Source organism: Christiangramia fulva, assembly GCF_003024155.1.
GTDB lineage: Bacteria > Bacteroidota > Bacteroidia > Flavobacteriales > Flavobacteriaceae > Christiangramia > Christiangramia fulva.
In genome coordinates this window covers 2882048-2893928 of record NZ_CP028136.1, presented here as the reverse complement: position 1 = coordinate 2893928, position 11881 = coordinate 2882048, and the positions used below count along the sequence as shown (strand labels likewise).

Sequence of the window (11881 nt, the reverse complement as noted above, 5' to 3'; positions counted from 1 at the left end):
TTTTACTGTTTTCGATGCGCCAAAACCACCGGTGGTTCCCCGTTAAAGGGATTTCCCATTCTCCCGATTGTTTTCGCGCCCATGCTCACCGCCCGCATCACGCTATGTTCGCCATACCTGTTTTTGATCTTGTCCAGCGAATTGTAGAGGCTCAGCATTTCTTCGGAATCGTCGAAAAGATTGATCTGATAATTTCCGCCCACGAGTCCGCTGAATTTTACACCGATCAGCCTGATGAGCAAGCGGCGGGTGTAAAGCTGACGGAACAATTCTTCCACCTTTGGAATAAGAATATGATCGGCACTGGTATAGGGAATTTTCGCCTGTTTGCTCTGCGTCTGGAAATCGGAATACCTGATCTTCACGCTCACATTCGAGGTAAGCTTATTTCCTCTTCGAAGCTGATAGGCAAGACTTTCGGCCATTGCCACCAAAGTAGCATGCAGCCGAACCATATCGATGGTGTCGCGGTTAAAAGTCCTTTCAGTGGAAATTGATTTTCGTTCATGGAAAGGAATAATAGGAGAAAAATCGATTCCATTCGCGCGTTTCCATATAAGTCGGCCGTTTTTCCCCAGCACGCTTTCCAGCATTTCCACCGGCATATTCTGAATGGTTTCCACTTTTCGCACACCCAAATTCAGCAGCTTCTGAAAGGTCTTATTCCCTATCATGGGAATTTTATTGACGCTAAGCGGAGCCAGGAACTGCCTTTCGGTTCCCGCCTGTATCACTTTTTCGGCATTGGGTTTGGCTTCACCGGTAGCGATCTTGGAAACCACCTTGTTTTGGGAAAGTCCGAAAGAAATAGGCAGTCCGCTTTCTTTGATAATGGTTTGTCTTAACTCTTTTGCAAACTGATTGATACCGAAAAAACGATCCATCCCGGTGAGATCGGCATAAAATTCATCCACACTTGCCTTTTCAAAAGAAGGAACCTTACTCTTGATGATTTCGGTAACCTCGTGGGAATGTTTGGTGTAAGTACCGGCATTCCCTTTGATCACGATAGCCTGCGGACAAAGTTGGCGGGCGACTTTCATAGCCATTCCCGAATGAACTCCAAAAGGCCTGGTTTCATAACTGCATGCGGCTACTACTCCCCGATCGCCCACCCCGCCTACAATGACGGGTTTTTCCATAAGACGGGAATCAAGCCTTCTTTCAACCGATACAAAGAAGGCATCCAGATCAAGATGAATAATCGATTTTTCTGTTTTCATTCGGAATAAATCCTATTAATTGGATATTTTCCAAATTTAAAAAGAATTTGAATCCCTTTAAAAAGACGAGTGTTAAAAATGAAATTGAGTTATATTAGTAAAATTACCAATATGGTAACTTTTGCTTATTTTTGTTTGAAATTAGCGTAAAGTGAGAATTATTGCAAAACGAACCTTACGGGATTTTTGGATAAAACATGCTGACGCTGAGCAACAATTAAAATCCTGGTACCGGGAAACCGAAAAAACGGAATGGGAAAATATAAATGAGTTAAGGAAAGATTATCCCAGTGCAAGCATTTTACAGGACAACCGAATCGTTTTTAATATCAAAGGAAATAATTATCGGCTAATTGTAAAATTTAACTTTGAGTATAAAATTTGCTGGATAAGATTTATTGGAACTCATCCAGAGTATGACAAAATAGATTCAAATACCATTTGAGATGAAAATAAAACCTATAAAAACCGAAAAAGATTATCAAAATGCTCTTCATCGTCTTGATGAAATCTTTGATGCTAAAAGAGGAACAGAAGAAGCTGATGAGTTAGAGATTTTATCTATCCTGATTGACAATTATGAAAATGAAAATTTCCCAATAGAAATGCCAGATCCCATTGAGGCCATAAAATTCAGAATGGAGCAAATGGGAATGAAACAAAAAGATTTAGAAGAAGTTTTTGGATTCAAAAGCAGAGTAAGTGAAATATTAAGCAAAAAGAGAAAACTTACCTTAGATATGATAAGAAATCTTAATACAAAACTGCATATTCCAACCGAAGTTCTAATTCAGGATTATTAATGTAAAAACTAAGACATCAGATAATCCTTCACATTCTTTACCACTTTAGCAGAGCGTCTTTGCTGCGTCTGAGCAGACCAGCCTGCACTTTTATCGGAGGTGATAATATTGGAATTATCAAGTATGTCTTTGGAAAGAGATGCTTTCCCATCGGCATCGAAAATGGCAAAATTACCATCTTTCTTTATCCATTTTTGAAAGGCCTTTTCATCAAAGGGAAGTCCCAGTGAAGTGTTGATAAGGATCTTGCCATTTCCAAATTGGAAAAACTCCTTTTCGGTTAAAAGGTTTACATTTTTCGGAAGATGAAAAGAAACAACCTCAACAGTATTTAGAAGTTCTCCAAGCTCCAGGTATTTTACACCTTTCGCTTCATAATCCTTTTTGGGGCTACGGCTGAAATAATAAAGATCAGCCCCAAAAGGCAGCAGACAGTCGGCAAGCAATTTACCCGTAACTCCAAGTCCGATAATGCCTATTTTCAGATCTGTCAATTCATGCTGATCTTCTTTCCATTGTTTTCCTTTATACCCGTTAAGCAATTGGATCAATTCAGAAATAATAAACTCAGCCACCCCGGGATCACCATAATCAAAAATTCCTGTTACTTTAATATTCTTTTCGCGAGCATAATTCACCGCCACGTTAACCGATTCATCGTCATAGAGACTGCAGGCCATCCCGATATATTTCAGGTTGGGACAGGCATCGATGATCTCTTCATTTATTTGAGTATGCCAGGAAACAATAATGGTATCGGCATCGCCGATCCTTTTGATGATTTCCTCTTTCTTTTCAGGATAATCGGAATATACTCCAATCTCCTGCTCGCTCAATTCCTGAAGCTCTTTTAAAGCTTCTTCGTTGAGTTTGGTTTGATCTATGACGACTATTTTGTTGAATTTCATCATATCAATTAACAATAAACAATTATCAATAATCATATTGAAAAGTCACAGCCTGTGTGTCATTTAGTAGAAAAAATGGAGCAATAATTTAGATAAACTCCTCCTAACTCTAAACTAAAATAGAGATTGCTTCTCCGCCTAAAGCGGATCGCAATGACAATTAAAATAAGAATTTAGAAGTACGAAATACGGAAATCTGAACTCTTTACTATAAAAAGCTTATCCCTTATAACTTAGAGCTTAAAGCTAAAGGGGAATATTTCCATGCTTTCGGTTTGGCCTTAAAACCGATTTCGTTTCGAGGGCACTAAAGGCTTTGATCAGTTTTCTTCGTGTATCTCCTGGCATGATCACCTCATCGATGAATCCGCGTTGGGCTGCTTCAAAAGGAGTGGCGAATTTTTCGGCATATTCGGCTTCTTTTTCGGCTAGCTTTTTCTCGGGATCATCTGCCTCCTGGATCTCCTTTCTGAAAATGATTTCAGAAGCTCCCTTAGGTCCCATTACCGCGATCTCTGCTGTTGGCCAGGCAAAATTAAAATCGGCGCCGATGTGTTTCGAATTCATCACATCGTAAGCGCCACCATAAGCCTTCCGGGTAATAACCGTCACTTTCGGCACGGTGGCTTCGCTTAATGCATACAGAAGCTTGGCGCCGTGAAGGATAATTCCATTCCATTCCTGGTCGGTTCCCGGAAGGAATCCCGGCACATCAACCAATACCAGCAACGGGATATTGAAACAATCACAAAAACGGGTAAACCGGGCCGCTTTTTTGGAAGAACTCACATCCAGCACTCCTGCAAGGCTCATCGGCTGATTGGCGATAATCCCAACACTTCTCCCGCCTAACCTGGCAAAACCTACGATGATATTCTCGGCGTAATTCTTATGAATTTCAAAGAAAGAATCCTCGTCGATAATTCCCTTTATCACCTCGTGCATATCGTAAGGTTTATTGGAACTGTCGGGAACGATATTTTCCAGCACCTCACGATGCTCATCGCCGAGTTCATACGGAAGCTTTTCGGGAGCATGTTTATTGCTCTGCGGCATATAAGAAATTAACTGTTTGATATTCTCCAGGCAAACGATATCATTGGCAGCAGTAACATGAGTCACTCCCGATTTGGTAGAATGCGTGCTCGCTCCCCCAAGCTCTTCTGCCGTAACTTCTTCATTGGTCACCGTTTTCACCACGTTCGGGCCGGTCACAAACATATAGGAAGTATCTTCCACCATCAGCGTAAAATCGGTCATCGCGGGAGAATACACGGCACCACCGGCGCAGGGACCCATGATGGCTGAAATTTGCGGAACCACTCCCGAAGCTTTTACATTTCTGTGGAAAATATCGGCATAACCGCCCAGGGACTTCACCCCCTCCTGGATTCGCGCGCCACCGGAATCGTTCAAACCGATCAGCGGTGCTCCCACTTTTACCGCCATGTCCATGATCTTGCAGATCTTTTCGGCGTGAGTTTCAGAAAGCGATCCTCCGAAAACGGTAAAATCCTGGGCAAAAACGTATACGAGTCGTCCATTGATGGTTCCATAACCTGTTACCACACCATCGCCGTAGAATTTCTGCTTATCCATTCCAAAATCGCTGGTACGGTGAGTCACCAGAATACCTATTTCTTCAAAAGAATTTTCATCCAGCAGGTAATCGATTCGCTCCCGGGCGGTGAGCTTTTTCTTTTCGTGCTGTTTGGCAATGCGTTTTTCGCCTCCGCCTTTGTGGGCTTCGGCAATCTTTTCCTTTAACTTATCGAGATTTTTGCTCATTTTTTGTCGTTCTGAATTTGAATCCTAAGCCTGGTTATGCGGCAGGCGAAGTTGTTCCTTATCTTTCAAATATTGCTTCAATGCAAGAATGGCTGCGAGCCTTGCTTCCTGCTCGGTGGCTTCTTGCAGTTTTTCAGGAGAATAATAGTTTTTCACGAAATGGGTGTCGAAATTTCCACTTCGAAAAGCTTCATGCTGAAATACAAATTTTCCGAAAGGCAAAGTCGTACTTACCCCTTCCACGATATAATCATCGATGGCTTCGATCATCAGCTCAATGGCTTCCTCACGGGTCTTCCCGTAAGTGATCAACTTGGCGAGCATGGGATCATAATAGATCGGGACTTCCATCCCTTCTTCAAAGCCGTTATCAAGGCGGATATTCTTTCCGGAAGGCGTCTGGTATTTTTCCAGTTTTCCGGTACTGGGCATAAAATCTTCAAGCGGATCTTCGGCATACACCCGAAGCTCCATAGCGTGCCCGGTAATACTAAGATCCTCCTGAGAAAAGCTCAATTTTTCGCCACGAGCGATCCTGATCTGTTCTTCAACGAGATCGATTCCCGTAATGTATTCGGTGACCGGATGTTCCACCTGAAGTCGCGTATTCATCTCCAGGAAATAAAAATTCCGGTCCTGATCAAAAATAAACTCTACAGTTCCCGCACCCACATAATCACAGGCTTTAGCCACTTTTACCGCGGCTTCTCCCATTTCTTTACGGAGCTTTTCGTCAAGCACTACCGAAGGCGCCTCTTCCACCACTTTCTGATGTCTTCGCTGAATACTGCATTCCCGCTCGAAAAGATGCATAAAATTGCCATGTTTATCGCATAACACCTGGATTTCGATATGTCTTGGCGAAGTCACATATTTTTCGATAAAGACAGAACCATCGCCAAAAGCCGATTCAGCTTCGCTGATGGCACGTTTCATCTGGTCGTCGAGATCCTTTTCCTTTTCCACGATACGCATTCCCTTTCCACCACCTCCGGCAGAAGCTTTGATCAAAATTGGAAAGCCGATCTCCTTTGCTATTTCTTTCGCTTTTTCGGTATCGGCAATCGCTTTATCGATACCGGGTACCATCGGAATATCATATTTTTTTACCGCGTCTTTGGCGGCAAGTTTGCTTCCCATAATCTTGATGGCATTTGAGCCCGGACCTATCCATGTGATTCCATTCTTCTCGACCAATTCAGCGAATTCAGCATTTTCACTAAGGAATCCGTAGCCGGGATGAATGCCATCCACCTTCAGTTCTTTAGCCACTTCGACGATATTTTCTCCGCGCAAATAGGATTCACTGGAGGGAGCTTTTCCAATACAAACCGCTTCATCGGCAAATTTTACATGTGGTGCATTGCGATCGGCTTCTGAAAAAACGGCCACGGTAGCGATTCCCATTTTCTTGATGGTCTTCATCACCCTTAAGGCAATCTCCCCGCGGTTGGCAACTAATATTTTCTTCATTTTATATTTTTCTGACTTCGTACTTCTAAATTCTAACTTCAGCTTATTCCATTTCTATGAGCAGCTGATTCTTATCAACCGTGTCTCCTTTAGAAACGCTAACCGATTTCACTACTCCGTCTCTTGGAGCGGTAAGTGTATTTTCCATTTTCATGGCCTCGAGAACCAGTAAATAATCGCCTTCTTTCACCTCAGTGCCTTCCTCTACGCTTACCTCGAGAATCAGACCCGGCATAGGCGCTTTGATATCGTTGATCTGCTGCGCACTTCCCAGAGAAAGTCCCATCTCATCGATGAGCTGATCCAGTTCATTATTGATCTTTACCCGGTAAATCCCGGAGTTTATTTTGATCTCATAATGCCGGTGTAGAAAATCAGATTTGAAAATGTCCGCTTTGAAAGAGCGATTTTTCTGAAGAAGATGAAAATGAGTTTTATTGAGTTGCCGGGCATCCAGCGCCTCGATTTCTTCTTTAGTGAATGTAAAGTCAAATTGGCCATTTACGCTGACCTTGTAAGTTTTATCCATAAACTTCTGTTTATTTCTGAATGCTGAAGCGTAAATATAGAAAAATAAAGAGGTTTAAAATGTTGAAGAAATCTGAAAATATGAGAATTTATCAGGTTTTAAGGCCAATTTTAATTCAGACTTCAATAAAAATTAATTTTTACAAAAGACAATTGAAATATTCTTATTCGGGAGATTGCTTCTTCTCCGCCTTAGGCGGAGATGCAATTATGTTGTTGACGATTTACGAATTTAGAAATACAATACTGGAATTCGAGAGCCAGGAAACAACAAACAAGAGGCAGGAGCTTAGAGCAATGAATTACGATTCTTGAAGTTAGAAGTACGGATTTTTGAATTTTGAATCTTCAATTGATTAAGCCTGGTTCTTGATTCTCAAAAAAATCATTTCCAAATTTCCGAATTGCCACATTTTCAAATTGAATATGAGATTGCTTCTACACCTGCGGCGGATCGCAATGGCGATCATAAAAAAACCTGCCAGGAAACCGGCAGGCTTAAGATCAAATATTAAAAATATTACTGAAAGTCTTTTATAGCTTCACCTAGGTCATACACTTTCGTATTCTTACAATGGTTCTCCAGAATACTTGCACCGGCTGAAGAACGGTAGCCACCTGCGCAGTGCACCACTATAGGTTTGTCTGCAGGAACCTCGTCGACACGGTCGCGAAGTTCATTCAGTGGAATTCCAATCGCGCTATCGAAAATCTTACCTTCGGCGAGTTCACTGTTGTTGCGAATGTCAACAATCGTGTAATCATCCTTATTCTTTTTGAATTCTTCAACGTCCAACTGATCAGATTTTGCAGAAACTTCAGCACCTAAAGTGATCACGGCTTTTATCTGTTTTTCATACCCGATCTTGGCAGTTCTCTCCAGAATTTCCTCCAGTTTGTCTATTGATTCCACAACCAGGTAAAACTGTTCTTTCGGCTCAATGATCGCTCCCAGCCAGGTCTCATATTTATCATCTTCAGTTCGTGCCATGATATTGATACTATTAGGCAGATGAGCCTTTTTATATGCCTTTCCGTCCCGGGTATCTACAACGAGTATATCCTTCTCAACCGAGTTCACATTGAGCAAAAGATCATTTGCCCATTTTGTTCTCTGAACATTTTCGGGACCTGTTTTATTTACATCCACATTAAAACCGAAATAAGATGGAATAAAAGGCTGATCTTTCAGGATTTCCTCCACAAATTCTTCTTCGGTTTGCTCTTTAAAGGCCCAGTTTCCCTGACGTTCATTTCCAAGGGTACTCGAGGAAGCGTCGCTCATGTTTTTTCCGCAAAGCGAACCGGCACCGTGAGCCGGATAAACAAGCGCATCGTCTGGAAGATCGTTAAACTTGGTCTTCATGGTGTTGTACATCTCTTTGGCCAGTTCCACCCTTTTTGCACGCATATTTCCTGCATTTTCACGAAGATCGGGTCTTCCCACGTTTCCGATGAAAAGCGTGTCTCCGGTAAAGAGCGCCGTTTCATCACCGTCTTTAGCGACAATGGTTATACTGTCGGGAGAATGGCCCGGAGTATTGAGCGCGCTAAAGCGGACTTTTCCCATTTCGGTAAACTGTCCTTCATCAAAAGCCTGATGCTCATAATCGGCACCTAATAGTTTGCTCACATATATGGTCGCTCCTGTTTCCTGACGTATCTGCAAATGGCTACTTACAAAATCGGCGTGCGGATGCGTTTCAAATACCGCCACGATCTTCGCGTTTTGCTCTTCTGCATACCTGTAGTATTGCACGGGATTACGCGAGGGATCTACCAGCGCCATCTTTCCTTCACTTACAATCGCATAGGAATAATGGGCAAGCGGAGCATCTTTAAATTGTTTTATAGTCATTGGTTATGTTTTTTGTGTTAATTCTGTTTAATCTCGTTTTCTTCTGAAAGGAAACAATACCTGATTGCCAAAATCTTCGGGGAAATCATCGTCGCCTTTAAAGCCAAGTTCAATATTCTGTCCGTTCTTCGGAATATAAGCCGTTCCGAAGAGATAATCCCAGATACTTAAACTTAATCCGAAATTCATTCCGTAAGGATGTTCTTCCGGGAAATCTTTTGAATGGTGCCAGATATGCATTTTCGGATTATTGAAAACATACCCAAAAATACCATAATTCCAGCCAACATTGGCGTGGTTAAGATGCCCTACCAGGACGGTAAACATATGCACCACGAAAAATTCCTTTATTCCGAAACCTATCATCGCCAGCGGGATGTACTGCACCGATTTATAAATAATGGTTTCCATAAAATGGAAGCGAAACTGCGCGGCAAATCCCATTTCTTTCACACTGTGATGAACTTTATGGAATTCCCACAACCAGGCTCTGCGATGCAACTGCCGGTGAACATTCCACTGAATGAAATCGGCGATCACAAACATAACGAGCAGTTGCGTCCAAACCGGCAAAGAATCTACCTTAATAGCAACGATATTTGTAATTCCAAAGAGCGACAAAAAATCATTAAAAAGCTCAACCCCCACATTGCTCAGGGCGTTATAGCCGATAAGCGAAAAAAGGAAGAAATTAAAGAGAATATAAAAAGAATCCAGCCAGAAGCCTTTTCTGAATATCTCCTGATTTCTTCTCCAGGGATTGACAATCTCCAGCATCCATACCATAAACGAAAGTGCAATTAGCCAGTAAAAATAGCTGGTCCACGAGGGATGCACTATTTCGTTATAGAGATAATTGAAATATCCCGTAAACGAATCGATGATGATATGTAGGTATTTTTCCACGTTCAAAATTGCGATAGCAAAAATATAAATATACCGCGGTTAAGGCAGTAACTTTTGTTACAGATTCCTCACCTGCTTCTAAAAATAATATTAATGCAAAAAACCTATTTGTTAGAGTTCGTTAAACCCCTGCTGATTATAATCCTTTCTTGGTAAATTAAGAAAAACGAAGACTTATGAGCAGAGAAGTATTAAAAGAAAAAATAGGAATTGGTGGTGTAGCCATTGGTAATTGCTTTGAAGTAGTAACCGATAAAAGAGCTGAAGAAACGCTGGAAGCAGCCTGGGAAGGAGGTATCAGGTATTACGACACTTCCCCATGGTACGGCCTGGGACTAAGCGAACGTCGTTTTGGTCATTTTTTGCATAACCAGAACCGCGACGACTATATTCTCAGTACCAAAGTAGGCAGAATCCTGAAAGTGACCGGCAATATTCCCAAAACCATGTGGAAAGAACCGCCAGCCTTCGATTATGAATATGATTACAGCGCAGAAGCGGTGAGAAGATCTATTGAAGACAGCCTGCAGCGATTAGGGATAGAACGTATTGATTATGTTTTCATTCACGACCTTTCGCCAGATCACAATGATGAATATAAAGATGGGGTTAGCTGGCTGGACCATTTTGAAGTAGCCCGAAAAGGCGCTATGCCAGAACTTACCAAAATGCGTGAAGAAGGTATTATAAAAGGCTGGGGGCTTGGTGTGAATACCATTGAACCTATCGTAAAAACGCTGGAGGAAACAGATGCCGATCCCGATATTTTTCTTTCGGCTATTCAGTATTCCATGGTCAATCACAAAGAATCTATTGAGAAACTGTTCCCGGTTATTGAGAAACACGATGTGGGACTTATTGCCGCGGCGCCTTTCAACGCCGGACTGCTGTCTGGCAAAGATCGCTACAACTACAGTGGAGAAATGCCTGAAGATAAGCTAAAGAAATTTGAGAAAATCAGAGATATTGCTAAAAAACATGAAGTTGAACTTAGCACTGCTTCCCTTCAGTTTTCCCAGGCGCCAAAAGTGGTGAATACTGTACTTGCCGGAGCCAGTAAACCGGAACAGGTAAGGGAAAACGCGAAGGCTTTTGATGTGAAAATCTCATCTGATTTCTGGAAAGAGCTGAAAAATGAAGGACTTATTGATGAAAGGGCTGAACTTCCAGGTTAATTCAGCTCTTTTAACTGCAGAAAATGCTTTCTGCCAATGCTAACAAAGTACAGCAGGTAGCCGAAAAAAACCATCATAAGAGTGGCCAGAAAAAGGCTGCTCTTTTGGTATATTACCCTATAGCCCAAAAATAGCAAGACGCAACCAATAGCGGCGGGAAAAAAATATTCTGAAAATACAAATCCGGTGACCTCAATTCTCTTTTCTTCTGTTTTTTCAAGCTTAAAATCCAGTGACTGACTTCCGCACCACCTCATTTTCGCTTTCAAACAATAATCGCCTTCCGGCAGCGAAAAAGATTTTTCCTGCTGGTCCTTAATTTCTGAAAGTTTTTTGTCATTAAGGTATAGTGAGTAAGACAGGTTCTTATTAGCCCATTCTGAATTTCGATAAACAATTAATTTCGCCATACTTCAGCTTTGTAACATAAGTTACACTCCCTTAATTTCTAATGATATAATTTTGTCAATTTTTAGCAGGAAAGGCACATCGTATCGCCCTACAGGTACAGGTGCCTTTTCCTCTTTTAAAGATAAAAATCAGCTATTTCTCCCAGGTCTTTTCTGAAAATATTAGGAACATATACCTCTTCTGCGGGATATCCTACGGGAAGCAGTAAGAAGGCTCTTTCGTTCTTTGGCCTTTCCAGGATTTCCGAAAGAAAGTTCATGGGGCTTGGAGTGTGCGTTAAAGTGACCAGGCCGGCATTATGAATCGCCGAGATCAACATTCCGCAGGCAATTCCTACCGATTCATTCACATAATAATTCGTCTCTTTTTCACCATTTTCGCCCAACCCGAATACTTCTTTAAAAACTATAATTAACCATGGAGCAGTTTCCAGGAACTCCTTATTGCTGTCGGTGCCCAATGGCGCCAGATCTTCCAGCCAGCGCTCGCTCATTCTCGTGGCGTAGTTTGTTATTTCTTCAATTTCGGCGGCTTCCCTGATCTTGGCTTTCAATTTATTATTTGAAATGGCGCAAAATTTCCAGGGCTGTTTATGAGCTCCTGAAGGCGCTGTTCCCGCTGTTTTGATGAGATTCTTTATCACCTCTACCGGTACTTTTTCATCAGAAAAGTGCCTGACCGATCGGCGCTCATTCATCTTTTCATAAAAGTGCCGACTTTTCAGGATCATTTCCTTATCGGAAAAACGCTCCTGCCGATAGCGAATATGTTCAAAACCGTTGATGATTTTTTTATCAGAAGACATTAC

General features: G+C 41.9%; 13 protein-coding genes. 4 read left to right on the top strand and 9 right to left on the bottom strand.

Features of this window, described 5'->3' with window-relative positions; genetic code table 11:
* Positions 1–2: 2 nt before the first annotated feature.
* Entirely contained in the window at positions 3–1223 is a 1221-nt protein-coding gene (gene dinB, locus C7S20_RS12885; RefSeq protein ID WP_107012850.1) for a DNA polymerase IV, read from the bottom strand.
* Positions 1224–1374: 151 nt separating this feature from the next.
* Between dinB and C7S20_RS12880 the strand changes: the two genes are divergently transcribed.
* Positions 1375–1668 (top strand): type II toxin-antitoxin system HigB family toxin, encoded by a 294-nt coding sequence (locus tag C7S20_RS12880; protein ID WP_107012849.1) that lies wholly within the window; start codon positions 1375–1377, stop codon positions 1666–1668.
* A 1-nt stretch (position 1669) separates the two neighbouring features.
* Positions 1670–2026 carry a helix-turn-helix domain-containing protein gene (locus tag C7S20_RS12875; RefSeq protein WP_107012848.1) on the top strand — a complete coding sequence of 119 codons (357 nt, stop codon included), beginning with the start codon at positions 1670–1672 and terminating at the stop codon, positions 2024–2026.
* A gap of 8 nt (positions 2027–2034) precedes the next feature.
* Here C7S20_RS12875 and C7S20_RS12870 read toward each other — a convergent pair whose 3' ends face one another.
* The 4 genes from C7S20_RS12870 to C7S20_RS12855 all read right to left on the bottom strand — a co-directional run bounded on the left by C7S20_RS12870 (position 2035) and on the right by C7S20_RS12855 (position 6724).
* Positions 2035–2937: an NAD(P)-dependent oxidoreductase gene (locus tag C7S20_RS12870; protein WP_227009008.1), complete on the bottom strand. Its 903-nt coding sequence runs from the start codon at positions 2935–2937 to the stop codon at positions 2035–2037.
* Between the two features lie 243 nt (positions 2938–3180).
* A complete protein-coding gene (locus C7S20_RS12865; protein ID WP_107012847.1) occupies positions 3181–4722 on the bottom strand; it encodes an acyl-CoA carboxylase subunit beta in 1542 nt (513 codons plus the stop codon).
* A gap of 24 nt (positions 4723–4746) precedes the next feature.
* A complete protein-coding gene (gene accC / locus C7S20_RS12860; RefSeq protein WP_107012846.1) occupies positions 4747–6195 on the bottom strand; it encodes an acetyl-CoA carboxylase biotin carboxylase subunit in 1449 nt (482 codons plus the stop codon).
* A gap of 43 nt (positions 6196–6238) precedes the next feature.
* The gene (locus C7S20_RS12855; RefSeq protein WP_107012845.1) at positions 6239–6724 is read right to left on the bottom strand and encodes an acyl-CoA carboxylase biotin carboxyl carrier protein subunit; all 486 of its coding nucleotides are present in this window, start codon (positions 6722–6724) and stop codon (positions 6239–6241) included.
* A gap of 59 nt (positions 6725–6783) precedes the next feature.
* Here C7S20_RS12855 and C7S20_RS12850 point away from each other — a divergent pair, with 59 nt between their 5' ends.
* On the top strand, positions 6784–7038 hold the full coding sequence (locus C7S20_RS12850) for a hypothetical protein (protein WP_159039933.1): 255 nt from the start codon (positions 6784–6786) through the stop codon (positions 7036–7038).
* A gap of 205 nt (positions 7039–7243) precedes the next feature.
* On the opposite strand, the gene C7S20_RS12845 is transcribed toward C7S20_RS12850, so the two are convergent.
* Positions 7244–8581 carry an MBL fold metallo-hydrolase gene (locus C7S20_RS12845; protein ID WP_107012843.1) on the bottom strand — a complete coding sequence of 446 codons (1338 nt, stop codon included), beginning with the start codon at positions 8579–8581 and terminating at the stop codon, positions 7244–7246.
* A gap of 27 nt (positions 8582–8608) precedes the next feature.
* The gene (locus tag C7S20_RS12840; protein ID WP_107014233.1) at positions 8609–9487 is read right to left on the bottom strand and encodes a sterol desaturase family protein; all 879 of its coding nucleotides are present in this window, start codon (positions 9485–9487) and stop codon (positions 8609–8611) included.
* A 176-nt stretch (positions 9488–9663) separates the two neighbouring features.
* Here C7S20_RS12840 and C7S20_RS12835 point away from each other — a divergent pair, with 176 nt between their 5' ends.
* Positions 9664–10662 (top strand): aldo/keto reductase, encoded by a 999-nt coding sequence (locus C7S20_RS12835; RefSeq protein WP_107012842.1) that lies wholly within the window; start codon positions 9664–9666, stop codon positions 10660–10662.
* On the opposite strand, the gene C7S20_RS12830 is transcribed toward C7S20_RS12835, so the two are convergent.
* Both C7S20_RS12830 and C7S20_RS12825 read right to left on the bottom strand, forming a co-directional pair.
* On the bottom strand, positions 10659–11072 hold the full coding sequence (locus C7S20_RS12830) for a hypothetical protein (RefSeq protein WP_107012841.1): 414 nt from the start codon (positions 11070–11072) through the stop codon (positions 10659–10661). The two genes, C7S20_RS12835 and C7S20_RS12830, sit on opposite strands and share 4 nt — an antisense overlap.
* A gap of 116 nt (positions 11073–11188) precedes the next feature.
* Entirely contained in the window at positions 11189–11878 is a 690-nt protein-coding gene (locus C7S20_RS12825; RefSeq protein ID WP_107012840.1) for a nitroreductase family protein, read from the bottom strand.
* Positions 11879–11881: the final 3 nt, after the last annotated feature.

What these genes read in the sequence shown, in the direction of transcription:
- dinB (WP_107012850.1), bottom strand. Translation starts at nt 1,223, where the DNA reads ATGAAAACAGAAAAATCGATTATTCATCTTGATCTGGATGCCTTCTTT.
- C7S20_RS12875 (WP_107012848.1), top strand. Translation starts at nt 1,670, where the DNA reads ATGAAAATAAAACCTATAAAAACCGAAAAAGATTATCAAAATGCTCTT.
- C7S20_RS12870 (WP_227009008.1), bottom strand. Translation starts at nt 2,937, where the DNA reads ATGATGAAATTCAACAAAATAGTCGTCATAGATCAAACCAAACTCAAC.
- C7S20_RS12865 (WP_107012847.1), bottom strand. Translation starts at nt 4,722, where the DNA reads ATGAGCAAAAATCTCGATAAGTTAAAGGAAAAGATTGCCGAAGCCCAC.
- accC (WP_107012846.1), bottom strand. Translation starts at nt 6,195, where the DNA reads ATGAAGAAAATATTAGTTGCCAACCGCGGGGAGATTGCCTTAAGGGTG.
- C7S20_RS12855 (WP_107012845.1), bottom strand. Translation starts at nt 6,724, where the DNA reads ATGGATAAAACTTACAAGGTCAGCGTAAATGGCCAATTTGACTTTACA.
- C7S20_RS12850 (WP_159039933.1), top strand. Translation starts at nt 6,784, where the DNA reads ATGTTGAAGAAATCTGAAAATATGAGAATTTATCAGGTTTTAAGGCCA.
- C7S20_RS12845 (WP_107012843.1), bottom strand. Translation starts at nt 8,581, where the DNA reads ATGACTATAAAACAATTTAAAGATGCTCCGCTTGCCCATTATTCCTAT.
- C7S20_RS12835 (WP_107012842.1), top strand. Translation starts at nt 9,664, where the DNA reads ATGAGCAGAGAAGTATTAAAAGAAAAAATAGGAATTGGTGGTGTAGCC.
- C7S20_RS12830 (WP_107012841.1), bottom strand. Translation starts at nt 11,072, where the DNA reads ATGGCGAAATTAATTGTTTATCGAAATTCAGAATGGGCTAATAAGAAC.
- C7S20_RS12825 (WP_107012840.1), bottom strand. Translation starts at nt 11,878, where the DNA reads ATGTCTTCTGATAAAAAAATCATCAACGGTTTTGAACATATTCGCTAT.